The 25,351-nt window shown below is 72.1% G+C and carries 19 protein-coding genes and 1 pseudogene; 17 read left to right on the forward strand and 3 right to left on the reverse strand.

Annotated features, from left to right (window positions below; all coding sequences use genetic code 11):
* Window positions 1-330: 330 nt before the first annotated feature.
* Window positions 331-1,467, reverse strand: coding sequence for a hypothetical protein (locus OOK41_RS14120; protein WP_266265223.1), 1,137 nt, complete (start codon window positions 1,465-1,467; stop codon window positions 331-333).
* A 181-nt stretch (window positions 1,468-1,648) separates the two neighbouring features.
* Window positions 1,649-1,756: pseudogene (locus OOK41_RS14125) on the reverse strand (IS630 family transposase); the annotation flags it as partial.
* Between the two features lie 211 nt (window positions 1,757-1,967).
* Here OOK41_RS14125 and OOK41_RS14130 point away from each other — a divergent pair.
* Window positions 1,968-2,576, forward strand: coding sequence for a bifunctional 2-polyprenyl-6-hydroxyphenol methylase/3-demethylubiquinol 3-O-methyltransferase UbiG (locus tag OOK41_RS14130; RefSeq protein WP_266265225.1), 609 nt, complete (start codon window positions 1,968-1,970; stop codon window positions 2,574-2,576).
* Window positions 2,577-2,868: 292 nt separating this feature from the next.
* Here the strand turns inward: OOK41_RS14130 and OOK41_RS14135 are convergent, their stop codons facing one another.
* Window positions 2,869-6,666, reverse strand: a complete 3,798-nt coding sequence (locus OOK41_RS14135) for a S8 family serine peptidase (protein ID WP_266265227.1) — start codon at window positions 6,664-6,666, stop codon at window positions 2,869-2,871.
* 306 nt (window positions 6,667-6,972) lie between these two features.
* Between OOK41_RS14135 and OOK41_RS14140 the strand changes: the two genes are divergently transcribed.
* The 16 genes from OOK41_RS14140 (at window position 6,973) to OOK41_RS14215 (ending at window position 25,281) form a co-directional block, all read left to right on the forward strand.
* Entirely contained in the window at window positions 6,973-8,100 is a 1,128-nt protein-coding gene (locus OOK41_RS14140; protein WP_266265229.1) for a LuxR family transcriptional regulator, read from the forward strand.
* Complete coding sequence (locus OOK41_RS14145; protein WP_266265231.1) at window positions 8,087-9,085, forward strand: LuxR family transcriptional regulator; 999 nt, start codon at window positions 8,087-8,089, stop codon at window positions 9,083-9,085. Before OOK41_RS14140 ends, OOK41_RS14145 begins: the two co-directional genes overlap by 14 nt.
* 253 nt (window positions 9,086-9,338) lie before the next feature.
* The gene (locus tag OOK41_RS14150; RefSeq protein WP_266265232.1) at window positions 9,339-10,196 is read left to right on the forward strand and encodes a hypothetical protein; all 858 of its coding nucleotides are present in this window, start codon (window positions 9,339-9,341) and stop codon (window positions 10,194-10,196) included.
* Between the two features lie 194 nt (window positions 10,197-10,390).
* Window positions 10,391-10,555: a hypothetical protein gene (locus tag OOK41_RS14155; protein WP_266265234.1), complete on the forward strand. Its 165-nt coding sequence runs from the start codon at window positions 10,391-10,393 to the stop codon at window positions 10,553-10,555.
* A 163-nt stretch (window positions 10,556-10,718) separates the two neighbouring features.
* The gene (locus OOK41_RS14160; protein ID WP_266265236.1) at window positions 10,719-11,039 is read left to right on the forward strand and encodes a hypothetical protein; all 321 of its coding nucleotides are present in this window, start codon (window positions 10,719-10,721) and stop codon (window positions 11,037-11,039) included.
* A 508-nt stretch (window positions 11,040-11,547) separates the two neighbouring features.
* The gene (locus OOK41_RS14165; protein ID WP_266265239.1) at window positions 11,548-12,636 is read left to right on the forward strand and encodes a LacI family DNA-binding transcriptional regulator; all 1,089 of its coding nucleotides are present in this window, start codon (window positions 11,548-11,550) and stop codon (window positions 12,634-12,636) included.
* Window positions 12,633-13,565 carry a carbohydrate ABC transporter permease gene (locus tag OOK41_RS14170; RefSeq protein WP_266265240.1) on the forward strand — a complete coding sequence of 311 codons (933 nt, stop codon included), beginning with the start codon at window positions 12,633-12,635 and terminating at the stop codon, window positions 13,563-13,565. Before OOK41_RS14165 ends, OOK41_RS14170 begins: the two co-directional genes overlap by 4 nt.
* Before the next feature lies 1 nt (window position 13,566).
* A complete protein-coding gene (locus OOK41_RS14175; protein WP_091258304.1) occupies window positions 13,567-14,406 on the forward strand; it encodes a carbohydrate ABC transporter permease in 840 nt (279 codons plus the stop codon).
* A gap of 37 nt (window positions 14,407-14,443) precedes the next feature.
* Complete coding sequence (locus OOK41_RS14180) at window positions 14,444-15,739, forward strand: ABC transporter substrate-binding protein (RefSeq protein WP_266265247.1); 1,296 nt, start codon at window positions 14,444-14,446, stop codon at window positions 15,737-15,739.
* Between the two features lie 2 nt (window positions 15,740-15,741).
* On the forward strand, window positions 15,742-16,875 hold the full coding sequence (locus OOK41_RS14185; RefSeq protein ID WP_266265249.1) for an ADP-ribosylglycohydrolase family protein: 1,134 nt from the start codon (window positions 15,742-15,744) through the stop codon (window positions 16,873-16,875).
* Complete coding sequence (locus OOK41_RS14190; RefSeq protein ID WP_266265252.1) at window positions 16,872-18,248, forward strand: ADP-ribosylglycohydrolase family protein; 1,377 nt, start codon at window positions 16,872-16,874, stop codon at window positions 18,246-18,248. Before OOK41_RS14185 ends, OOK41_RS14190 begins: the two co-directional genes overlap by 4 nt.
* Window positions 18,245-19,177 (forward strand): PfkB family carbohydrate kinase, encoded by a 933-nt coding sequence (locus tag OOK41_RS14195; protein ID WP_266265254.1) that lies wholly within the window; start codon window positions 18,245-18,247, stop codon window positions 19,175-19,177. Before OOK41_RS14190 ends, OOK41_RS14195 begins: the two co-directional genes overlap by 4 nt.
* Window positions 19,174-21,123 (forward strand): SUMF1/EgtB/PvdO family nonheme iron enzyme, encoded by a 1,950-nt coding sequence (locus tag OOK41_RS14200; RefSeq protein ID WP_266265255.1) that lies wholly within the window; start codon window positions 19,174-19,176, stop codon window positions 21,121-21,123. The genes OOK41_RS14195 and OOK41_RS14200 overlap by 4 nt, the downstream gene beginning before the upstream one ends.
* Complete coding sequence (locus OOK41_RS14205) at window positions 21,120-23,270, forward strand: alpha/beta hydrolase-fold protein (RefSeq protein ID WP_266265257.1); 2,151 nt, start codon at window positions 21,120-21,122, stop codon at window positions 23,268-23,270. Before OOK41_RS14200 ends, OOK41_RS14205 begins: the two co-directional genes overlap by 4 nt.
* Window positions 23,267-24,460, forward strand: coding sequence for a CaiB/BaiF CoA-transferase family protein (locus tag OOK41_RS14210; protein WP_266265259.1), 1,194 nt, complete (start codon window positions 23,267-23,269; stop codon window positions 24,458-24,460). The genes OOK41_RS14205 and OOK41_RS14210 overlap by 4 nt, the downstream gene beginning before the upstream one ends.
* Window positions 24,460-25,281, forward strand: a complete 822-nt coding sequence (locus tag OOK41_RS14215) for a CoA ester lyase (RefSeq protein ID WP_117673309.1) — start codon at window positions 24,460-24,462, stop codon at window positions 25,279-25,281. The genes OOK41_RS14210 and OOK41_RS14215 overlap by 1 nt, the downstream gene beginning before the upstream one ends.
* Window positions 25,282-25,351: the final 70 nt, after the last annotated feature.

Genomic DNA, 25,351 nt, shown 5'->3' on the forward strand with positions numbered 1-25,351 from the left:
TGCGGCGGTTCCGCCGCCGGTAGCCGTAGTTGCCCAACGGGTACCTTTGTCGAGCAGGTCGACGGCTTGACCACTGCTCATGCCCGCCTCACCCAGGGGCTCACCCGGATCGGGCTCGCGTTGGCCCGGGGGGTGCTGGCGCACGGCTGGCTGCCGCTGTCGGGGTGACCGTGGGCTGCGACAGCCTGGTACGGGTTAATGTGCTACTTCGCGCGAGCCGCATAGTCGGCGAGCAGCTCGCCATTACCCCTGCGAGGCGAAGGGCCCACGGGCGGCAGTCCGGAGATCGCTGACCAATTGCCGACATGCTGACATGCCGTCGCTGTGTTCTCAGGTTGTCTCGTTGCCTTCGGTGGTGGTGGAGCGTTCTGGTGTGCGGGTTTGCCGTGTGGCGTGTTCGAGGCGTTCGGTGGCGTCGCGGGAAAGGCCGCGCTCGGTGGCGGTCCAGGAGATCCAGGCGTCGGCGACGTCGGGGAGGATCTGGCCGATGTCTGGGTTGTGGATCTGGTCGGTGGTGAGGGTTGGTAGGCCGAGGACGGCGGTGGTCCGGCGTGGGCCGAGGTGGAGGGGGTGACTGGCGGTCTGGTCGATGATCTGTGCGAGGAGCAGGTCAAGGGCCTGCCTCGTCGTGTCGGTCTCGGGGAGTGTGGATGCGGCAGCGGAGGCGAGGAAGGACCGCTTGAGGAGGGCGAGTTCGACGCTGTCGGGGAGGGGGTCTGGTGGGGCGGCGGCGTCGCTGAGCACCCGGGCGCGTGCCAGGGTCAGCGCACGCATCTTTCGGTACGCCGCAGGCCTTGGTGTGGGCTTGTACCGCTGGTCTTCGAACAGTTCGTCGGAGGTGGCGGCGGCGTCTTCGATCAGCCGCCGGGCGTACGCGGGGTCGAGCGGCTCGTGGACGAGACCCTCCGGGTCTTCCTCGGCGCGGCGCAGGACGTCCAGCAGGGGGCCGACCTGTGTGCTGAGGGTGAGTTCCCTGAACAGGCCGCTGCCGAGGGCGCGGTCGATCATGGTCAGGATGGCGTGTTCGTGTGTGCCGTCGTAGGAGAACGCGCAGAGCACGATGGCGGTCTCGTCGAACTGGTCGTGCGCCCACCAGCAGCCGTCGACCCGTACCCGGCCGATGGTGTTAGCCCAGGGTGGCTCGGGCAGCCCGTGTCGTACGAGTTGGTCGGCGTTCGACCGGGCGAGGTCGCGTTGGGTGTCGACCGTGCTCATCGCCTGGTAGGCGCGTAACGCCGCGACGGCGGTCGGTGTGCGCCGTCGGCCCAGTTCGTGGATGACGCGGGCGTCGGCCTGCACCGCGTCGGGCAGGGGTCGCTCGAAGCCTTCCGCGTTCTGGTGGGCGAGCAGTTGGGTCATCCCCTGCTCCACCGACCACGGGGAGGACTCCGCCATGATGGAGAAGTTCCACTCCACGAAGTCGGCGTCCGCCGAGGCGCGACTGGCGCTGTGCTGACTGTCGCCCATCTCCTGATTCTCGCAGCCGATCCGCCGGTGGGTGGTTGGTCCAACGGCGTGTTCGTCGGCGATGTCGAACACCCGCCGGTGCGGGAGTTCAATTCGTGGGTCGGCAGCGTCGCGGTCCACGCGGCAGCCGTCCCGTCGCGTCGCGGAACTCAAGCTCCTGGTGATCCACCCCCAAGCCTCAGGACGCGCTGGTCGGGGTGAAGCACGGGGTGATGCGGGGGTGCCTGGCGAGCCAGGCTTTGACGTTCGGGTGGTTGTGGGTGGCGTGGTTGTCGTAGACGACGTGCAGGTTGACCCGGGGGTGGGCCTTGGCGGCCTGCTTGAGGAAGGTCAGGAACTCGTTGTTGCGGCGCCGCCAGTCACCGCGAGCGGTATGCGGCAGAAGGGCGCATTTGACCATGTGCTCGGATCGCCGGATGCGGGCACCGTAAGAATCGACGTGCTTCCCCGCGCTGGTACCGGGCCTGCTCTGCCACTCCGAGAGCCCATAAAGTCACGTGATGAACATGGAGCAGGTTCGGCAGGCATATGCGTCCGTCGCAGAGCTCTACATCGAGCTGTTCGGTACAAGCCAGCAGGTACACGCCGACGACCTCGCCTTCATCGGGCGACATCTGGCGGACCGACCTGGCCCGGTGCTCGATCTGGGCTGCGGGCCCGGCCATATCACCGGTTACCTTCGCTCGCTCGGCGTCGACGCAACGGGAATCGACATGGTCCCCGAGTTCATCGCCCATGCGCAGGCGGCCCACCCGGGCGGTAGCTACCAACTCGGATCGATGGAGCATCTCGCCGTTGCCAACCACTCCATCGCCGGCATCCTGGCCTGGGGCTCGTTGATCCATCTCTCGCCGCAGAATCTCGACGGCGTGCTCGCTGAGTTCCGGCGAGCAATGGCCCCGGCCGGAATGTTAGTGCTTGGTCTCTTCGTAGGTGACGAGGTCGCCGCCTTCGACCACAAGGTCGTGACCGCCTATCGCTGGCCCGTCGACGAGTTCTCCGAGCGACTGACGCGAGCCGGCTTCACGGAGGTTGAGCGCCTGCAGCGACCCAGCGAAGGCACTCATCGGCCGCACGCCGCCATCGCGGCAATCGCAACCGAGGGGTGAGCTCAGCCGGCGAGCCTCCGTGCTGACCTTGCCGTACCGGGCGGTGGACCGGGTGAATGATCCGTTGGACCCGGTGTACGCGCTGTGCCGCTTCGCCGTGGAGAGCGGGACGCCGCAGGTTCACCTGGCCCGACGGTACGAGGTTCGCCGGGCATGGCGACACGAACGCGGTTCACGGGCCCGACGAACCACCGGAACGTCCCCGGCCGTGGCAGGCAGGCTGTTGTGGAAGACAAGGGTGGGCCGGGTCGACGACCCGGGCCCACCCTTGCCCTCTGTCAGTCAGCCCAGGTCAGAGACCGTAGGCGCGGATGATCGTCTGGTCGATGCCGTTGCCCGCGGTGTCGCTGGCCTTGATCCGCAGGGAGACTGCTTCCACGTTCTCCGGCGCCGGGTGCCGCAGCTTGGCCAGGTGCTTGCCGTTGCCGAGTTGGACGAGGTCGACCGCCTGCCAGGTGGCGCCGTCGTCGAAGGACGCCCAGCCCTGCACAGTCTTGATCTTCGGGCCGTCGACGCCGGGCTGGTGCCCGACCGTGAGGGTGAAGTTGTGCTGCCGTTTGGCCGTCCGGTTCCGACGGTCGAGATCCACGTGGTGGTCGGCCTGGAGCAGGGGGAGTAGCTGCCGGCCCGAGGCGGGAGTCGCCGAGCGGAACGTCCACGTGGTGTTGATGTTGGTGGAGTACTGCCACCACGCGGCGGAGCGTTGCTGCTCCAGGGTCAGCCGGTAGGTGGCCGACCCCGGCGCGGCCGGGAAGGTGCCCGCCGGGTAGCTGCTGCTCTCGGCCACCAGCTCGTCGCCCCGGTAGAGCTTGGTGCTGACGGTGTCACCCGCCCACGCCGACGCGTAGTGCTGGGCCGAATCGACGTACGGGAAGACCCGGATGTTGAACGTGTCGCCCTCCCGGTAGGCGGGCGTACCGAAGTTCTCCCACCCGGTCAGCCCGGCCGGGAAGCCCGGCCGGAGTACCTGCCCGAACCAGGTCTGGCTGGACCGGCTGCCCGGCCGGTACGAGGTCGGGATGCTGGTGAACTCCCCGTCGAACGGGGAGCTGGCCCAGGCCTGGTGCTGCCACCGGATGTCCGGGTCGGCACTGACCCACTCGGTCCGCTTCAGCGGGCGCGGCAGCGCACGGATGAAGCCCATCAGGAAGTTGTTGTACGGGCGCAGCGCGTGCTGGAGGTCGGCGCCGAGAACGGGGTCACCGTTGGCCCGGTACTCCGCGTCGATCCGTGCCGTGTTCCGCTCGTTGATGACGTAGGTCTGGTTGCTCGCGATCCGCTGCTTGTTCGGCAGCATCAGGTCGTAGACGTAGTCGCTGAGCGCGGTGCCGGAGTACTCGATGGTCACCGGGCCGGCGGCGAGCCGCTCGACCAGATCGAGACCAGGCTCCTCGTCGAGGGTGAACGCCGGGATCGCCACCTGCCCCGGCTCGCCGGCCGAGGCGTAGAGCAGCCCCGGCACGTTGTTGAACACGATCACCGCCGCCGCCCCGGCATTCGCCGCGTTGCGGACCTTGTCGACGAAGCTGATGCCGTTGCCCCGTTGGACGAGGGCGAGCTTGCCGCGCACGTCGAGCCCGGTGTACTCATCCGGTGACCCGAAACCGGCGTGGACCACCGGCACCCGGTGTCTGCCGTCCACCCGTGGCGAGGCGATCATGAACAGCGGGTCGAGCGGGATCCGTTCCGGTGCGACGACGCTCATCGTGATCGGTGGGGCGATCAGGCTCCACTTGCTGGCGAACTCGAACATGCCCTCGGTCACCGCCTCGGTCGGCGCGGCGTACGCCTCGCCGAAGGGCTCCGACAGGAGGAACGAGCTGTCGAAGTAGACCTCGCCGATCTGGCGGTAGTAGCTCAACCGGAGCCCGTTGGCCGAGGTCGGCTTCGGGGTCTTGACGGTTATCTCCTTCGCCTTTCGGGCGTCGAGGGTGACCGTGGTGTCCCCGGTGACCTCCAGTTGCGGATCGCCGACCACTGACAGACCGAGGGAGACGCGGTTGGGGGCGTCCATCGTGAAGATGTAGCCCATCAGGCTGTAGGTGCCGACCGGCACCCGGAACGTCGGGACGGTGCCACCCTGGTAGTACTTGGTCTCGAATCCCCTGGTCGGGCTCCACAACTCGACCTGGCTGATGCCGTCGGCCTGCCGGCCGTCGTGCGCGATCGCCGGAGCGGTGATCGTGTACAGCTCCTCTTCGAGGTACGCGCCGACCGAGGTGCGTACCACCGTGTCACCGGCGGCGGCGACCAGGTGGCCGCCGTAGAGGTCGACCGTGCCCCGGGCCGGAGCCACGGTGACGTCGACCGACGCCGTGCCACCGGCCGGCACCGTCACGGTCGGCTGGCTGACGGTGAACAGGCCGTCCGGAGCCGGCGTACCCTTCTTGCCCTGGACCGACAGGGACAGCGTGAAGGTCAGCTCGGTCGCGCCGTCGTTGTGGTAGGTCACCGTTCTGGTCACCGGCTGGTGGTCGCTGTGCGGGTAGGTGAAGTACCCGAGGTTCAGGGTTCCCGGGCTGGCGTACACCGGCTGCCGGTGGGCGCGGGCGAGGTCGACCCGGCCGCTGCCCTGCCGGTGGACGGTGTCGTCCTGGGCCTTGGCCGTCGAGATCAGCAGGTCCTTGAGCTGCCGGTTGGTGTAGTCCGGATGCTGCTGGGCCAGGATCGCCGCCGCGCCCGCGACGTGCGGGCTTGCCATCGACGTGCCGTTGGCCTGGGTGTGCTGGTCGTCGATCACGGTGCCCATGGCGGTGCCGCTGGCCCGCGCCGCGACGATGCCCACCCCGGGGGCGGTGACGTCCGGCTTGATGCCGTAGTCACCCAGCCGTGGCCCACGGCTGGAGAACGAGGCCAGGCCGTCCTCCTTGTTCACCGCACCCACGGTCAGCGCCTCGTCGGCCCAGCCCGGGCTGCCGATCGTCGACTCACCCGGGCCGATGTTGCCGGCCGCGATCACGAACAGCGCTCCGGTGGACCGGCTGATTGCGTCGACCGCCTGCGTCAGCGGGTCGTTGCCGTCGCTGGGCGCGTTGGTGCCCAGGCTCATGTTCAGCACCTTGGCGCCCTGGGCGGCGGCCCACTCCATGCCCTCGATGATTCCGGAGTCGAAGCCGTTGCCGGCGGTGTCGAGCACCTTGGCGCTGATCAGCTTGGCCCCCGGCGCCACGCCCTTGCGCGTACCGCCCGAGGCGGCTCCGGTGCCGGCCACCGTCGACGCCACGTGCGTACCGTGGCCGTGGTGGTCGACCGTGTCGCTGTCGGCGGAGAAGTTCTGCGCGGCCACCACCTTGCCGGCCAGGTCCGGGTGGGTGGTGTCGATGCCGGTGTCCAGCACGGCGACCGTGACACCGGTGCCGTCATGGCCACCGGCCCAGGCCTCCGGCGCCCCGATCTGCGGGACGCTTTCGGCGAGGCTGACCTTCGCCTGGCCGTCCAGCCAGATCCGTTCGATTGCGCCGGTCGCGGCGTTGGCCGGGGCCCGGGAGGCGGCGCCGGCCCCGTCCTCGGCCGGCCCGGTGGGGGTGCCGGTCAGCGCGGTCCACAGGGATTTCGCCTCCGCCTTCTTCCCCTGCACCGCGGTCGCGTTGACGCTCTCCAGGGTGAAGGTGCGGGTGGTGCCGGGCAGGTCCGCCGTGCGTGCCCTCGCCGACAGGCTCGGTGCGTACTGCACGATCAGTGGCGTGGAGGCGTGCCGTGAGTCGTCGTAGCCGTACTCGACCAGCTGCGTGATGTCGAAGAGCCGCTCGTCGAGCGTGCCGTCGGCGAGCAGCGGTATCGCGTCGCTGGGGATCACGTACGCGTGACCGTCGATCTGCCTGGTCTGGTACGAGATCTGCTGCCGGTCGGTCGGTGGCCGTACCGAGGCCAGCTGCCGGCCGTCGGCGGTCTTCTCCAGCAGCACCACGTCGCCGGTCAGCAGCGTGACGGTGTGCCGGGTGACCACGGTCTCCGACCGTGGCGACGCGGTGGGTGTCTCGGGCAGGGGCGCGGCGGTGACAGGGGTGGTGGGGCTAACCAGGGCGACGGCGATGACGCCGCCGATGGCTGCCGCGCCGGTCCGGGCCTTGCCGGACCACTGTCGTCTCATCGGTTTTCCTCCAGATGATCGCCCGGAAGCCGGACGGGAACGGAACTCGGGACGGGAACGGGGAGTGGGCAGCACCGGTTTCGACGAGCACGGAGCCGGGTAGGGGCGGGTGGTATCGGGCCGACGGTCACGGGGCCCGGATAGGTGCGGGTGGCACCGGCTCGGGCGGTCACGGGGTCCGGGTAGGACGTTGAGCTGGCCGTATAGAGATCATGGCAAGTGGCTGTCGTCGATCGGAAGCCGCAGTGACCTTCCTAAACACGTCAGCGACGTAAACCGGAAGCCGATCCATGGCAAGATCAAAGTGTGCTGCAGGTACTCGGCCTGACCTCCGCCGAACAGGAGATCTACGAACACTTGGTGCGCGGGTCGGCGATGACGTCAGCGGAGATCGATGACAGCCTCGGTCGCGGGTCCGACCGGGGTGGCCGTCTGGACTCCGCCCGGGCGCTGGTCCGGCTGCACGAACTCGGCCTGGTCTCCCGGCTGCCCGGAGAGCCCGTACGCTGGTCGGCCCGGCCGCCGGGGGCCGCACTGGAGGCGCTGATCGGCGCGCACGTCCGGGCGCTGGCCGACGCCTCCCGGCACGTCGCCGACCTGGACAGCCGGTTCAACCAGGTCACCCACCAGGAGGCGGACGAGCTGGTCGAGGTAGTCCACGGCCGGGACGCGATCGTGCGTCGGGGCGCGGAGGCCCAGCGCAGCGCGCGTAAGCAGATCCGGGCCTGCGACGGGCCGCCGTACCCGGCGGCCAATCCGGCGGCATTAGACGACGTGGAGGTCGACCAGCTGCGCCAGGGCATCCGGTACCGGATCCTGTACGACCGGCGCAGCCTGGAGGTGCCCGGCCGGCTAGCCGACCTGGAAGCCGGCATCGCCGCCGGTGAGGAGGCCCGGCTCACCGACATCCCGGTGAAGATGACACTGATCGACGACACACTGGCGGTCCTGCCGCTGCACCAGCCGGCCGATGTGGAGTCCCGGCTGATCGTCCACGATCCGGTGCTGGTGTCGGCGCTCTCCGCGTTGTTCGAGGTCTACTGGGAGCGGGCCCTGCCGTTGCGCTCGGGACCGGGCCAGCCGTATCCGTCCGCCACAGGTCCGTCCGCCGCCGAGGCGCGGTTGCTCCCGCTCCTCGTGGCAGGGCTGACCGATCAGGAGATCGCCGGCCAGCTCGACATCAGCGACCGGACGATCCGTAACCGGATGCACGCGTTGCTGGACCGGCTGGACGCCGCCACCCGGTTCCAGGCCGGCTTCCAGGCGGTCGTCCGGGGTTGGCTGGCCACCGATGACCTGCCGGCCCCGGACACCGGGCAGCGGTCCGGTGCGGCCCCGGGCCCGGCCCGGTCCGGTGTGGCCGCGGATCCGGTCGGCCCTGGCGAGGCTGTGGCTCCGGCCAGGGGAGGTGGTGGCACCGATGTCGCGAGATGACACCGACCCGATGGCGGTGCTCGGATTGGCTCCGGCCGAGCAGGCCGTCTACGAGTTCCTGGTCGACCGGCCCAGCGCCACGCCGGAGGAACTGGCCGGGGTGCGGCGGGGCGCCGAGCGGATCGACTACGTGCTCGCGGCGCTGGAACGCCGGGGCCTGGTCAGCGTGGTACCTGACGGGCCGCTCCGGTACGCCGCCGTCGCGCCCTCGGTGGCGTTCCAGAGCCTGCTGCTCGACCAGGAGGGCCAGCTCAACGCCGCCCGCCGGCACCTGTCCGTGCTCGACGCGGCCTATCAGGACCGGCCGCGGGAACGCGGTGCGGCCGTGGTCGAGCTGGTCACCGGCGAGGCGGCGGTGCGTTCGCGGTTGGCGCAGATCCACCGGGTGGCCCGCCGCGAGGTGTGCCGGCTGGACAAGCCGCCGTACCCGGACGGGGAGGACGCCGCCACCGGTGCCGCTGACCTGCTGCGCCGTGGCCTGACCTGCCGGACGATCTACGACCGGTCGTCCCTGGACCATCCGGGCTCGCTGACCGTGATGGAGGACCTGATCCGGGCCGGGCAGCAGACACGGGTCCTCACCCAGGTGCCGGTGCGCCTCTCCCTGGTGGACGACCGGCTGGCCGTCGTGCCGGTGCCGGGGCGGCCGGCGGGCCAGGGCGATGCGGTGATCATCGTACGTCCGTCGGCGCTGCTTGACGCGTTGATCAAGCTCTTCGACGGGTTGTGGCAGCGGGCGTTGAAGTTGCCCTCGCCCACCAACCCGCAGCCGCTGGAACACCGGTCCTTCGCCGCCACCGGTCAACAGCGGCTGGTCACGCTCCTGCTCTCCGGACTCACCGACGAGGCCATCGCCCGGCAGTTGGGGCTTAGCCACCGTACGGTGCAGCGGCGCATCGCGGCCCTGATGGCGGATCTCGGCGCGCACACCCGCTTCCAGGCGGGTGCCCAGGCCGCGCTACGCGGATTCCGCGGTACGCGCTGACCCCGGTGCCGCCGCCCGCCTAGCCGTTCGAGGTAACCAACATGGGCGCCGAGTATGGCGTCGACTTTCCGCTCCAGGCTACGAGGGGAAGGGCAGCCACCGTCTTATCGGAGTTTTGGCCGTGGCGTTCGTGCGCGCACCTCGGCCCTGATCCGCGTCAACCCGGTCCAGAATCTCGACGGGCATCGATAATTTCTCTAGCATGGCTATTCCGCGACGAAAGCTGTGACCCCACGGCCATCAGGAGACTGTCATGTTCAGGCGTACCCTCGCGACGCTCGCTGCGGCCCTTCTCGGCCTGTCTGCTCTGACGGCTCCCGCCGAGGCGGCCCCGGCAGCGGAGCCTGTCGCCCTCGCTGTCGGGTCCACACTGTCCGAACCTACCGGTTGCACCACCTCGATCGAATGGGTCGTCGAGGGAAACAGCTACTACCAGGGCCGCGGCAAGGTGACCTGCTCGACCGGGCGCTACAAGGTGAAGATCCAGTGCCGCAACGCTCAGACTGGCGTGGGCTACGTGGTTTACGGCACCGAGGTCGTCAACGCCCCGAGCACCGCCACCACCACGTGCTACAGCGGGAACGTCGCGGAGAAGGTGTACGCCGTGCAGGATCCGCCGGGCACCGGTGTCACCGGCTGCGCACCATGGATGGAGTGGGTCCACGAGGGCAGTAGCCACTACTACGGTCGGGGCAGGGTCCAGTGTGACACCGGTAGCTACCGGGTGAAGATCCAGTGCCGCAACGCTCAGACTGGCGTGGGCTACGTGGTCTACGGCACCGAGGTCGTCAACGCCCCGAGCACCGCCACCACCACGTGCTACAGCGGGAACGTCGCGGAGCAGGTGTACGCCGTGCAGGATCCGCCGGGCACCGGTGTCACCGGCTGCGCTTCATGGATGGAGTGGGTCCACGAGGGCATCAAGCACTACTACGGTCGGGGCAGCGTCCAGTGTGACACCGGTAGCTACCGGGTGCAGATCCAGTGCCGCAACCTCCAGACCGGCGTAACTTACGTCGTCTACGGTGCCTACCCGGTTTCCGCCCCGAACATCGCCACCACCACCTGCTACAGCGGGAACGTCGCCGAGGTCGTGGTGGCCGCGCCTTAAGCACCCGGTGCCGGTAAGGATGTCCGAGAAGCGCTGGCAGGATCTCCGGGTACGAGCTGACGACCCAGTTACGCCCGCACGCAGACCGAGTCCTCGCCGAGATCGATCGGCGGTGTCAGCGTTGAGCGGTCGCGCACCACGAGACGGTTAACGTGATCTTTAACCTGTGCGTCGTAGCCTTGCGGCCCTGCCCGGTGGCGAATACCCGCGCCCTGGCGGACAGCTTCGGTGGCACGTCGACGATCTGCTCGCCGTCGGCCAGTAGCCGGTTGGCGATGTGCCGGCCGATGCCCTGGCAGCCCTCGATCGCCCAGACCCGGTTCGGCCACTGTCTGGCGTACTTCCTCATCGCCGTGTAGCCCTCGCGGTCGGTGTCGAACCGGCCGCCGGCGACGGTCTCGTGATCAAAGCGTTCACCCAGGCGTTGATGTGCGCCGAAGCGGACGCGATGTGCGGTGCCGGCTACGGGCAGCGCAGCGAGGATCGGGTGAATTGCGGACGGCCGGTACCGGATCGAGTGGGTTGCCCAGTGGTGGCGACTATGGTCAACTCGCCGACCTCGTAGTACAGCTCGCTGAAGGTGCGAGCCTGGTCTCGCATGCGTTCGTCGCGCTCGACCACGACGAGTACGGCGCGGAGCGCATCGGTTTCGACGTGCACGACAGCACCCAACGGCGGGCCTACCACTACCTCGCCTATCCCCGCGACGAGGACACCGACGAGTACTACACCGAGGGCGAGCCGTCCTCGGTGATCCGGGTGCCGTTGGTCAGCGACGATCCCGGTGTGCCGGAGACTGGCGGCCCATCGCCTGGCAGTTGCCGCACTTTGCGGAGCACGTAGTGCGGTGCTCCACATCGGTGTCGATGGGGTTTCTTGTGGCCGGCTTGCTTCAGCGGTGATCGCAGTTGGACTCGGGTAGGTTTCGCGGCCTGTTCGGGTATGGGTGCCACAGCGAGCAGGACCCGGGCGATGGGGTGGAAGACGCCTCCGCGGTATCGAGCGATGGCCATGGGGTTGACCGCGGAGACCCGCCGCCCGGTGGCGCAGGCACGTGACGAGCAGTGTCTGGGATGTCTCGATCGCTGCTGGTATGCGTTGCTCGGCGCAATTGCCCTACCCAGCCAGTATCTGCAGCAGCTCCGCAAGGCCGGGTGGCGGTGTCGTCGTAACGGGAGCGGACCAGCAGAGATGGGGTGAGACACCCGGCAGGTTGCCCGGTGTGGCGGCTGTGCCGGATCGCCCAGGTCGGCGCGGTGGGAAACGTTTTCGTAACGAGCTCTTGACCTGACCGTCAACTCGGGCGGAGACTCCCGGAAACGTTTACAGCAGACAGGTGGGGGTGCGGGGCGTGGGTCGTAAACGTTTACCGGAGTCGGTCGACGGCCGGCCTACTGTTCACACCGTCGCCGCCCGCGCCGGTGTTTCCATCGCATCCGCCTCTCGCGTGCTCAACGGTGTCGGCGGCAGCCCGGAGACCATCCGCAAGGTCCGCGCGGCGGCGGCCGAGGTCGGGTACGTGCCCAACGCCATCGCCCGCTCGCTCCAGTCGCAGCGCACCGGCCTGGTCGCGCTCGCCGTCGAGGACATCGGAAACCCGGTCTACGTCGAGATGATGCGGGCCATCGAGTCGGTGGTCGCCGCCTCCGGGCGGCAACTGCTGGTGCACGCCACCGGCGGGCAGATCGCCAACGAGACCGCGCTGCTGCGCCGGCTCGCGCATCGCTACGTCGACGGGATGATCATCTCCCCGATCCGGGTCACCGACAACCACCTCGCCGCGCTGGTCGACAGCCCGGTGCCGGTGGTCGTGATCGGCCAGCTCGCCGCCGACGCGCCGGTGGACAACGTCCGCACCGACTCGCGTACCGGCGTGGGGCTGGCCGTCGACCACCTGGTCGCGGCCGGGCGGCGGCGGATCGGCTTCGTCAACGGCCCGCTGGACACGGTGCCCGGCGCGGCCCGTGACGCCGGCTTCCGGGCCGCCCTCGCCGGGCACGGCATCGCGCTCGACGAGCGCCTCGTCGAGGTCGGCGACTTCCGGTACGCGGCTGGCCGGGCCGCCACCGAGCGCCTGCTGGCCCGCGCCGAGCCCGACGCGCTGGTCTGCGCCAACGACCTGATCGCCGTCGGCGCGCTGCACGCCCTGCTGGCCGCCGGCCGGCGCGTCCCCGAGGACGTGGCGGTCGTCGGCATGGACGACACCGAGCTGGCCCGGATGATGTTCCCCCAGCTCTCCAGCGTCTCCCTCGGCTCGGCCGAGCGCGGTCGCCGCGCCGCCGAACTGCTGCTCCAGCGCATCGCCGACCCGACCCTGCCGCCGCGCCGCGAGCAGGTCGCCCCCAGCCTCGCCGTGCGCGCCTCCAGCGCCGCGACGCCGTTCGTCCCCGCGCCGGCCGAGCCGGCGCCCGCGCCGCGTATTCCGGAGGTGACGGCATGACCACCGTGGCCGAACGGCCCGACGTCGCCCGCGCCGACGGGCCCCGCAGAGCCCGGTCCCGCTCCGACCGGCTCGGCATCTACCTGCTGCTGCTCCCGTCGCTGCTGCCCATCGTGGTGCTGTCGGTCTTCCCGCTGGTGCGCGGCATCTACCTCGGCTTCACCGACGCCCGGGCCGGGCGCAACGTCGAGATCAGCTTCACCGGGCTGGCCAACTACCGGGAACTGCTCGGCGACGAGCTGTTCTGGAACTCGTTCAAGATCGGCCTGCTCTGGGCGGTCGGGGTGACCGTGCTCCAGTTCGTGCTCGCCCTCGGCCTGGCCCTGCTGCTCAACCAGCAGCTGCGCTTCCGCGGTGTGGCCCGGGTGCTGGCCGTGGTGCCCTGGGCGATGCCGCCCGTGGTCGTCGGCATCCTCTGGAAGCTGGTCTACCACCCGGACGCCGGCCTGCTGAACGAGTTCTTCCACCGGGTCGGCGCCGACGGGCTGCGCACCAACTGGCTCGGCGACTTCAGCACCGCCCTGCCCGCGGTCATCCTCGTCGGCGTCTGGGCCGGCATGCCGCAGACCACCGTCGTCCTCCTGGCCGGCCTGCAGGGCGTGCCGCGGGAGCTGCACGAGGCGGCCGCGGTGGACGGGGCCTCCACCTGGCACCGGTTCCGCAACGTCACGCTGCCCGCCATCGCGCCGGTCGTCGTGGCGATCACCTCGCTGGACTTCATCTGGAACTTCAACTCGTTCGGCCTGGTCTACGTGCTCACCGCGGGCGGGCCGGGCGGCAAGACCATGCTGCCGATGCTCTTCGCCTACGAGGAGGCGTTCCGCTACGGCAACTACGGCTACGCCGCCGCCCTCGGCAACGTCATGGTCGTGATCATCGTCGCGCTGCTCGCGGTCTACCTGCGTCGCCGGTTGAGGGAGGCGAACTGACATGTTCGGAAAGCCGAGCCGCACCGGGCGGACGCTCCAGTACGTCGCGCTGACCGGCTACCTGATCTTCCTCGGGTTCCCGCTGGTCTGGCTGCTCTCCACCGCGTTCAAGCCGCCGCGCGAGCTGGTGCAGCTGCACCCCACGCTCATCCCGAGCAACCCCACCGTGCAGAACTTCGTGCAGGCCTTCACCGAGCAGCAGCTCGGCCGGGCCGCGCTGAACAGCCTCCAGGTGTCGCTCGCCTCGGCGGTGCTCACCGTACTGGTCGCGCTGCCCGCCTCGTACGCCCTCGCGCGGTTCCGGACCAAGCTCGGCACCGTCGCGCTGGGCTGGGTGCTGCTGTCGCAGCTGTTCCCGTTCGTGCTGCTGATCATCCCGATCTTCCTGATCCTGCGGCAGGTCGGGCTGGCCAACACGCACGCCGGGCTGGTGCTGATCTACGTGGTCTGGGCGCTGCCGTTCGCCCTGTGGATGCTCCAGGGCTTCGTCCGCAACATCCCCCGCGAGCTGGAGGAGGCGGCCAGCGTCGACGGCGCCAGCCGGCTCCAGGTGCTGCGCCGGGTGGTCTTCCCGCTGCTCGCCCCGGGCATCGTGGCCACCGCGCTGTTCTCCTTCATCTCCGCCTGGAACGAGTTCTTCTTCGCCCTGGTGCTGGTCAAGACCCCCGAGCTGGCGACCCTGCCGGTCGCCCTGGCCCGGTTCGTCGGCATCGAGGGCACCGCCCGCCTGGGTCCGCTGGCGGCCGGTTCGCTGCTGGCCACCCTGCCCAGCCTGATCTTCTTCGCGGTCATGCAACGCCGCCTCTCGTCCGGGTCGCTCGCCGGCGCGGTCAAGGGCTGACCACATCCCCCAACCACCACCAAGGAGGAATCCCCCCATGCTCCGTAGCAGATTCCGTCGACTCGCCGCGGCCACCGCGGTCGCGGTCGTCGGGCTCGGCGCCCTCACCGCGTGCGGTGACGGCGGCGGCGAGGACGAGAACTCGTCCGGCCCGGCCAAGCTGCGCTTCCTCAGCCTCGCCTGGCAGAAGGAGTCGCTGCAGGCCAACAAGGACCTGGTCGCCAAGTGGAACAGCGAGCACCCGGACATCCAGGTCGAGTACGTCCAGGGTGACTGGAACTCGATCCACGACCAGCTGGTCACCTCGTTCGAGGGCGGCGACGTCGCCGACATCGTGCACTACGAGGCCTCCGCCATCGGCGAGTTCAGCAAGCAGGGCCACCTGACCGACCTCTCCAAGCTGCTCGGCGACGACTTCAAGGGCCAGATCGACCCGGGCGTCTGGGACACCGCCACCTTCGACGGCAAGGTCACCGGCGTGCCGTTCCTGCTGGAGTCGCAGGTCGTCATCGCCAACAAGAAGCTGCTCGACGCCGCCGGCATCGCCGTCCCGCCCGCCGACGGCGGCTGGACCTGGGACGAGTTCCAGGCCAACGCCCAGAAGCTCACCAAGCCGGGCCAGTACGGCGCCGCCTGGGCGCTCAAGTCGCCCACCAACCGGGTGCTGAACCTGGCGCTCAACTACGACGGCAAGTTCTTCTACACCGACGGCGGCAAGACCGAGGTCAAGGTCGGCGACGCCGAGAAGGAGGTGCCGAAGCGGATCCACGACATGCTCTACACCAGCAAGTCCGCCTCCCCGGAGGCGCTGGGCATGAGCGGCGCGGACACCCTGCCCGGCTTCTTCGGCGGCAAGTACGCCATGCTCCCCGGCTCGGTCTCGCTGCGCCAGCAGATGGTCGAGCAGGCCCCCGCCGGCTTCGAGTGGGTGACCCTCCCGCCGATCAAGGGCCTCTCCACCAAGCAGGCCGCCAACCCGCAGACCCTGTCCGTCGCCGAGGACAGCAAGCACAAGAAGCAGGCCGCGCAGTTCCTGGAGTGGTTCCTCAACCCGACCAACATGGCCGCGCTGGCCAAGGGTGACTGGCTGGTGCCCACCGGCAAGCAGGCCAACGAGGAGCTGGTCAAGGCCACCGGCGGCAAGCAGGGTTGGGACGTCGCCGCGGACAGCGCCGCCGACCTGACCGTCGCCCCGTTCCAGAAGGCCTCCGGCTACCCGGAGTGGAAGACCAAGTACGCCACCCCGGCTCTCCAGCAGTACTTCGCCAACAAGATCACCCTGGACCAGCTCGGCACGCAGCTGGTCAACGGTGGCAAGCAGGTTCTGAGGTAACCATGTCACTCTTGCTCGACACGTCGGTCGGCTGCCTGGTCGGCGCCGCGGTGGGCGACGCCCTCGGCGGAGCCACCGAGACGGCCCTTCCGGAGCAGATCCGCGCCCGCTTCGGCGGCTGGGTCGAGGGGATCGTCCCCCCGTACCACGCCGACTGGGCCACCGCGCGGCCACTCGCGCCTTACCACAAGGGCGACGGGCACATCACCGACGACACGTTGATGACCCACGCCCTGGTCCGGGCGTACGCGGCCAAGCGGGACCACCTCGACGCGTACGACGTGGTGGAACTGCTCGTCCCCGACCTGATCGAGCGGGTGGTGTACATCCCGGACCTGGAGCGGGAGGGGGTGACCTTCCACCGCCTGGCCGCGGCCGAGCGGTGGCTGGTCACCCGCCTGCACCACGCCCACGCCGACCCGCGCGAGGCGGGCGTGGGCAACATCGTGAACTGCGGCGCCGCCATGTACATGGCCCCGGTCGGCATCGTCAACGCCGGCGACCCGGCCGGGGCGTACGCCGAGGCCGTGGAGATCGCCGGGGCGCACCAGCACAGCTACGGCCGGGAGGCCGCGGCGGTCTTCGCCGCCGCGGTGGCCGCCGCCGCGGCCCCCGGCGCGAGCGTCGACGACGTCGTCGCGGCCACCCTCGACCTGGCCCGCGACGGCACCCGCGCCGCCGTCGACGCGGTGGTCAAGGAGGCCCGCGGGCACGATGACTGGAAGGCCGCCATCCCGGCGCTGCGCGCCGCGGTGGCCCCCTACGACACGGTGGGGGAGGAGTACCGCAGCCCCGGCCTGGGCGCCCGCCGCCCGAGCCGGCTGCACGCCATCGAGGAACTGCCGGTGGCGCTCGGCATGCTGGTGGTGGCCGGCGGCGACTACCGGGCGGCCGTGCTCGGCTCGGTCAACTACGGCCGGGACGCCGACTCCACCGCCACCATGGCCGGCGCCATCGCCGGTGCGCTCGGCGGCGCGGCGGCGGTGCCGGCCGAGTGGTCGGACGTGGTCGCGGAGGCGTCCCGCACCGACCTGGTCGAGCCCGCCCGGGTCCTCGCCGGGGTGGCCACCGAGGTGTTCGACCGCGACCGGGACCGCTTCGCCCGGCGCGCCGAGCGGTTCGGCGGGCTGGCATGAGCGCTGCCGGGACGCCGACCCGCGGGCTCCGGCTGACCTGGGTGCAGCCGGAGGACCTGCTGCCGCACGAACTGGCCGCCAGCCGCGACGAGGGCCGCGACGTCACCGCCCTCGCCGACCGCTGGGCGGCGGCCGGCGGCGACGTCACCGCCCCGGTCAGCGGGGCCTCGCCGGTGCCGGCCCCGCCGGAACTGCGGGCCCTCGCCGTCGACCTGCTCGACGCCGCCGACGCGCTGCCCGGCCCCGACGGCGCGGACGAGCCCGACGACCTCGACGCGGTCCGCAAGACCTGGCCGGGCGCCTGGGACCTGCCGACCACCGTCGAGCGGGACCGGCTGCACGGCGCCTGGCTCGGCCGGGCGGCCGGCTGCCTGCTCGGCAAGCCGGTGGAGAAGATCCCCCGCCACGGGATCCGGGAGATCCTCTCCGCCACCGGCCGGTGGCCGCTGCGCGACTGGTTCACCGCGCGGGGGCTGCCGGCCGACGTGGCCGCCCGCTGGCCGTGGAACCGGCGCAGCGCACCGACCAGCCTGGCCGAGAACATCGCCGGCATGCCCGAGGACGACGACCTCAACTTCGCCCTGCTGGCGCTGCGCGTCCTGGAGACCCACGGCTCCGGCTTCACCAGCGCCGACGTGGCGCAGGCCTGGCTGGACTGGCTGCCCGCCGGGCGGGTCTTCACGGCCGAGCGGGTCGCCTACCGCAACCTGCTGCTCGGCCTCACCCCACCGGACACCGCCCGCCGACAGAACCCGTTCCGGGAGTGGATCGGCGCGCAGATCCGCGCCGACGTGTACGGCTGGACCAACCCCGGCCGCCCCGACCGGGCCGCCGAGGCCGCCTGGCGCGACGCCGCCGTCAGCCACGTCCGGGCCGGGGCGTACGGGGCGATCTGGGTGGCTGCCCTTGCGGCGGCGGCGCCGGTGGCCGGCGACGTCGACGCGGTGCTGGACGCGGGCGAGTCGGTGCTGCCCCCTGGCAGCCGGTTCACCGCCGCCATCCGGGAGGCGCGCGCCCTCGGGGCCGGCGACGACTGGGAGAGCATCGTGGACACCCTCCACGCGCGGCACGGTCACCTGCACTGGGTGCACGTCCGCAACAACGCAGCCCTGGTCGCGGCGGCCCTGGCGTACGGGCGGGGCGACCTGGAACAGTCCATCTGCGCGGTGGTCGCCGGCGGCTGGGACACCGACTCCAACGGCGCCACCGTCGGCGCGGTCACCGGGGCGCTCGCCGGCGCCGCCCGGCTGCCGGGGCGCTGGGTCGCGCCGCTGCGCAACCGGCTGGCCAGCAGCATCGCCGGCTTCGATGGCATCGGGTTCGACGAGTTGGCCGACCGTACCCTCACCCTGGTCCACGGGAACCTGGCATGAGCGCCCAGGTGGTGGTGGTCGGCAGCGCCAACCTGGACCTGGTGGTCACCACGCCGCACCTGCCCCGCCCCGGCGAGACGGTGCTCGGCGACGACTTCCGGATGGTGCCCGGCGGCAAGGGCGCCAACCAGGCGGTCGCCGCCGCCCGGGCCGGCGCGGACTGCGCCTTCGTCGGCGCGGTCGGCGGCGACGGGTTCGGCGGGCTGCTGCGGGACAACCTGGCCGCCGCCGGTGTCGACCTGCGCGGCCTGCGCACCGTCGACGGGCCCTCCGGGGTCGCGCTGATCGCCGTCGACCACGCGGCCGAGAACTGCATCGTGGTGGCCCCCGGCGCGAACGCCGCGCTGACCCTCGACGACACCGAGCGGGCCGCGGTGGCCGCGGCCGACGTGCTGCTGCTGCAACTGGAGGTGCCGCTGTCGGAGGTCACCCGGGCCGCCGGCTGGGCCCGCGCGGGCGGCGCCGCCGTGGTGCTCAACGCCGCCCCGGCCCGGCCGCTCCCCACCGAACTGCTCGACCTGGTCGACGTGCTGGTGGTCAACGAGCACGAGGCCGCGGTCGTCGCCGGGGTGTTCACCGACGAGCCGGCGGCGCTGCTCGACACCCTGGTCGGCCTGGTGCCCCGGGTGGTGCTCACCCTCGGCGCGCGCGGCGCCGCCTACGCCGACCGGGACGGCGCCCGGATCGAGGTGCCGGCCCCGAAGATCGACGCGGTGGACACCACGGCCGCCGGCGACGCGTTCACCGGCGCGCTCGCGGTCGCCCTGGCCGAGCGTGGCGGGCTGACCGGGGACACCGCCACGGCCGTGCTGCGCTGGGCGTGCGCCGCTGGCGCGGCCTGTGCCGAGCGCCCCGGCGCGTCCACCGCCCTGCCCGAGCGGGCCGCCATCGACGCGCTGTCCGCCGCCACCTATGGAGGGGTCGAGTGAGCTTCAACCCGTACGTGCCCCGGCCGATCGACCGGCCCACCGAGGTGCCGCTCGGCGCGCACGCCGACCTGACCACCCTGGACGAGGCGAAGGTCTTCGCCGCCCCCGCCGCCCCCGCCGACTGGCCCGCCTGGCGGGAGCAGCTCACCCGGTGGCGGGCCGACGCCCGCGCCCGGCTCGGCTACACCGGCGCGCACTACGACGAGATCGCCGGCGACTGCTTCACCGTCTGCCTGGCCTGGCTCTGGGACGAGACGCTGTACGACCACGACCGCGGCGAGTTCACCGTGGAGGCGTTCCTCGACGCGGCGCGGCGCGACTTCGGCGGCTTCGACGGGGTGGTGCTCTGGCACGCGTACCCGGTGATCGGGCTGGACGAGCGCAATCAGTTCGACTGGTACCGCGACGTGCCCGAACTGCCCGACGTGGTGCGCGCGTTCCAGGCCGCCGGAGTCCGGGTGTTCGTCGACTACAACCCGTGGGACACCGGCACGAGGCGGGAGCCGGGCGCCGACGCCGAGGAGGTCGCGGCGCTGGCCGACCGGCTCGGCGTCGACGGCGTCTTCCTGGACACCCTCAAGGAGGGCGCCGGCGAGCTGCGCAAGGCGCTCGACGCGGTTCGCCCCGGCGTGGTCCTGGAGGGAGAGAGCCGGGTGCCGCTGGCCCGGATCGAAGACCACGCCATGTCCTGGGCGCAGTGGTTCGCCGACTCGGACACCCCAGGTGTGCTGCGGGCCAAGTGGTTCGAACGCCGGCACGTCCTGCACCACACCCGCCGCTGGCACCGCGACCACCTCGACGAGCTGCACTCGGCCTGGCTCAACGGCTGCGGCGTGCTGGTCTGGGAGAGCGTCTTCGGCGTCTGGGTCGGCTGGAACGAGCGGGACAAGGCCGTGCTGCGGGCCATGCGCCGGGTGCAGGCCAGCCACGCCGCGTGGTTGCGCGCCGAGGACTGGGTCCCGCTCGCCGACCACCCCGGCGCCGGCCAGGTGTACGCGTCCCGGTGGACCCACGACAACCAGCCGCTGTGGACGGTGGTCAACCGCGGCGCCGACCACGACGGCCCCTGGCTGCTCACCGAGCCCCGGCCGGGGCGCTTCGTCGACCTGGTCACCGGCACGGAGCTGACCGTAACCGAACTCGAGGACGGCCGGGTCGCGGTCGGCGGGCCGCTGCCCGCCGGGGCGATCGCCGCCGTGGTCGCCACCGACACCCCGGCGCTCCGGCACGAGCCGCCGACCGGGGACCCGTCCTTCCCGGCCCGCGCCGCCGTACGCTCCCGCACCCCGTGGTCGCCCCTCGCCGCCCCGCCCGACGGCATGGTGACCGTCGAGGGTGGGCGGCACGAGCTGACCGTGCACCACCGGGTCCGGGAGACCGGCCTCTACGGCGAGGCCCCGTACGTCGACGAGTGGAAGCCGCTGCCGCCTCGCCTGCACCACACCGGCACGCTGCGGCGCCAGGTCCGGCTCGGCCGCTTCGCCATCGACACCCACGAGGTCACCCACGGCCAGTACGCCCGCTTCCTCGCCGCCACCGGTCACCGGCCCGTCCGGCCGGAGCGGTTCACCGCCGGCCAGGGCCCCGCCGACGCCCCGGTCACCGGGGTCGACCTCGCCGACGCCCGGGCGTACGCCGACTGGGCCGGGCTGCGGCTGCCCACCGAGGACGAGTGGCAGGTGGCCGCCGAGGCGGGCCTGCTGGTCCGGCGGGCGCCGCTGGTGTGGAACCTGACCGAGAGCGAGCACTCCGACGGGCGCACCCGGTTCGTCATCCTCAAGGGCGGCTGCGCCTACCGGGCGGAGGACTCCGACTGGTACCTCGACGGAGGCCCCCAGCCGCCCGACGTGTCGGTGAAGCTGCTGCTCACCGGCGCCGGCCTCACCCGCTCCACCTCGATCAGCTTCCGCTGCGCCGCCGACCTGCCCGAAGGAGCCCTCCGATGAGAAGACCCTGGCGCCCCGGCGCCGCCCTGGTCGCCCTGCTGACCGCGATCGGGCTCGCCGGCCTCGCGCCGGAGACCGCCGTCGCCGGGAAGGAGCGGTCCGGCACCCTCACCACCGCCACGGCCCCCTCGCCGGCCCTCGGCACCGGCATCGACTACACCGTCTACCTGCCGGACGGCTACGCCGACGCGGCGAACGCCGGCACCCGCTACCCGGTGCTCTACCTGCTGCACGGGCGCGGCGACACCATGCAGGCGTGGACCCGGGTGAAGAGCGACCTGGACCGGCTCGTCGCCGACGGCGAGGTGCCGCCGGTGATCGCCGTCCTGCCCGACGCGCCGTGGAGCGAGCGCGGCAACTGGTACGTCGACTCCGCGTACACGGGCGCCGACCGCCCGGGTCGGCCGGTGGAGACCGCGCTCACCCGGGACCTGGTCGCGCACGTCGACGCCACCTACCGCACCGCCGCCCACCGGAACGCCCGGCTGGTCGGCGGCTACTCGATGGGCGGTGCCGGCGCGCTGCGTTACGCCCTCGCCCACCAGGACCTCTTCGCCAACGCGCTGGTGCTCAGCCCCGCCGTCTACCGGCCGCTGCCGCCGGCCGACTCCTCGGCCCGCGAGTTCGGCGCGTTCGGCGACGGCGACAAGCCCTTCTCCGACGAGGTCTACCAGCGGCTGAACTACCCGGCCCTGCTCCCCGGCCTCGACGCCGAGTCGCCGGTGCGGATGTTCATCGCGGTCGGCGACGACGAGTGGGCCAACCCCGGCCCGGCCGACGCCGCGCACGACCTCGACTACGAGGCTGCCACCCTCTACAACACGGTGCGCCGCGCAGACGGCGTCGCCGCCGAGTTCCGCGTGCTCGACGGCGGGCACGACTGGGACGTCTGGCGGCCCGCGTTCGTCGACGGCCTGAAGCACCTGGCCGCCACGCTCAGCGTCACCCCGCCGGCCGGGCTGCCCGCCCCGCTGCACGGCACCGCCGGCGCCGACTGGGCCGGCGGGGTCGCCGCCCACCCCGACGGCGACGTCACCCTCGGCTACGCGGCCTCCGCCGCCGTCGCCGGCCAGCCGTACGCCGGCGGCCTCGACGCCGTGGTCACCCGGCTCGCCGCCGACCGGCGCACGGTCCGCTGGACCAGCCAGTTCGGCACCGCCGCCAACGACCGGCTCTACGGGACCGTGCCGCTGCCCGACGGCGGCGTGCTCACCGCCGGGTACACCCGCGGCGACCTCGATGGCCGGCACCCGGGCAGCCCCGCCGACGACGCGTTCGTGGCGAAGCTGACGGCCACCGGGCAGCGGGCCTGGCTCACCCAGGCCGGCGACCCCGCCAAGGCCGACCGGTTCTACGCGATCACCGCAGCCCCCGACGGCGGCGCGTACGTCGCGGGCTACACCAGCGGCGCGTTCGGCGGGACCACCGCTGGCGACAAGGACGCCGTGCTCGCCCGGATCGCCCCGGACGGAACGCTGGCCTGGACCCGGCAGTTCGGTGGCACCGGCGAGGACAAGGCGTATGCCGTCGCGGCCGACGCGAACGGCGTCTACGTGGCCGGCGGCACCTCCGGCGCGCTGCCCGGGACCACGCCGCTCGGCGGCGCCGACGGCTGGCTCGCCCGGTTCACCCCGGACGGCACCCGCGACTGGCTCACCGTCGCCGGCGGCACGGGCGACGACCTGCTCGGCGGCGTCACCGTCACCGGCGGCGGCCAGGTGGTCGCCACCGGGGCCAGCGCCGGCGACGTGCTGACCGTGGCGTACACGGCCAAGGGCGCGCAGCGCTGGCGGACCGTCACCGGCGGGCGCGGCGCGGACGCCGGCACCGACGTGCTGGCCCTCGCCGACGGAACCGTCGCGGTGGTCGGCTTCACCGGCAGCACCCTCGGCGTGCCGGCCGGCGGCGTGGACGTGCTCACCCTGCGCCTCGACGGCAAGGGCCGGCAGGTCGCCGTCGCCCAGTACGGCACGGCCCGCGACGACGCGGCCGACCCGTTCGGCGAGGAGAACGTCTACGCCACCCTCGGACCCGACGGCCGGCTGCTGGTCAGCGGCCGCACCGCCGGCACCCCCGACGGCGGCGCCGCGCTCGGCAACGGGGACGTGTTCCTGGCCGCCGTCGACCCGGCGAAGGGAACGCCATGACCACGACCGGACCGCTGCACGGCGTCAAGGTCGTCGACCTGGCCACCCTGTTCGCCGGCCCGCTGGCCGCCGCGTTCCTCGGCGACTTCGGCGCCGACGTGGTCAAGGTGGAGCACCCGGCCAAGCCCGACCCGTCCCGGGGGCACGGCCCCGCCAGGGACGGCGTCGGCCTGTGGTGGAAGGTGCTCGGCCGCAACAAGCGGACCGTCACGCTCAACCTCTCCCGGCCGGAAGGCGCGGAGCTGCTGCGCCGGCTGCTCGCCGACGCCGACGTGCTGGTGGAGAACTTCCGCCCCGGCACCCTGGAACGCTGGGGCCTCGGGCCGGACGAGCTGCACGCGGTCAACCCGCGGCTGGTGATCGCCCGGATCAGCGGCTTCGGACAGGTCGGCCCGTACGCGCTGCGGCCCGGATTCGGCACCCTCGCCGAGGCGATGAGCGGCTTCGCGGCGGCCACCGGGGAGCCCGATGGGCCGCCGACCCTGCCCCCGTTCGGGCTGGCCGACTCGGTCACCGCGCTCGCCGCCGCGTACGCGGTCATGCTGGCCCTGCGCAGCCGCGACCTGACCGGCCGAGGCCAGATGGTCGACCTGGCCATCATCGAACCGATCATGGCGATGCTCGGCCCGCAGATCACCTGGTACGACCAGCTCGGTTACGTGCAGCCGCGACTGGGCAACCGGTCCAACAACAACGCGCCGCGCAACACCTACAAGTGCGCCGACGGGCGGTGGGTGGCCGTGTCCACCAGCGCGCAGAACATCGCCGAGCGGGTGGTCCGGCTCGTCGGTCGCCCGGACCTGGTCGACGAGCCGTGGTTCGGTACCGGCAGCGGCCGGGCCGCGCACGCCGAGGAACTCGACGCGGCGGTCGGCGCCTGGGTGTCGAAGCGGGACCGCGACGAGGTGGTGGCCGTGTTCGAGGCGGCCCAGGCCGCCGTGGCCCCCGTCTACGACGTGCGGGACATCGTCGCCGACCCGCAGTACGCGGCGCTGGGCACCGTGGTCACCATCCCCGACGAGGAGTTGGGGGAGGTACGGATGCAGAACGTGCCGTTCCGGATGTCGGACAGCCCGGGGGAGATCCGGCACGCCGGCCGCCGCCACGGCCAGGACACCGACGTGGTGTTCGGCGCGCTTGGCCTGACCATCGACGAGTTGGCCGCGCTGCGCGAGCACGGGGTGATCTGATGCTGCTTACCTGGCTCTACGTGCCCGGCGACCGGCCCGACCGGTTCGCCAAGGCGGTCGCCGCAGGCGCCGACGCGGTCATCATCGACTTGGAGGACGCGGTCGCCGCCGGTCGCAAGGCGTACGCCCGGGACGCGGTCGCCGAGTTCCTCGCCGACCCGCCGCTGGTGCCCGTCCAGGTCCGGGTCAACGAGCTGACCGGCCCGGACGTCGACGCCGACTTGGCCGCCGTCGCCGGCCGGCCGGGGCTGGCCGGGCTGCGCCTGCCCAAGGTGGAGCACCCGGCGACCGTCGTCGCCGTCGCCGCCCGCGTCGGCACCCTGCTGCATCCGCTGATCGAGTCCGCCGTCGGGCTGGAGTCTGCATACCGGATCGCCGCAGCGCACCCGGCGGTGGCCTCGCTCGGCCTCGGCGAGGCCGACCTCCGCTCCGACCTGGGTGTCGCCTCCGACGACGGCCTGCTCTGGTCCCGCGGCCGGATTGTGGTCGCGGCTCGCGCGGCCGGGCTGCCGCCGCCGGCCATGTCGGTGTACGCGAACGTCGCCGACCTCGCCGGGCTGGCCGCCTCCTGCGTGGCCGGCCGGCGGCTCGGCTTTCTCGGCCGGGCGGCCATCCACCCGCAGCAGCTTCCGGTGATCGCCGAGGCGTTCCGCCCGGCCGACCGTGAGGTGGCCCGCGCCCGGGAACTGCTCGCAGCGGTCGCCGAGGCGCAGCACCGCGACTCCGGCACCGTGGTGCTGCCCGACGGGCGGTTCGCCGATCGGGCGATGGTGGCCGCCGCCCGCCAGGTGGTCGACCTTGCCGCCCGCTACGCCGTTTGACCCACCGGCGCGGCACAGGACGCGACGACGGGCGTGAAGCCAACCGGCAGTTCGTCCAGGCCCCGGGGTA

Source organism: Micromonospora sp. NBC_01655, assembly GCF_026339755.1.
Taxonomy (GTDB): Bacteria; Actinomycetota; Actinomycetes; order Mycobacteriales; family Micromonosporaceae; genus Micromonospora.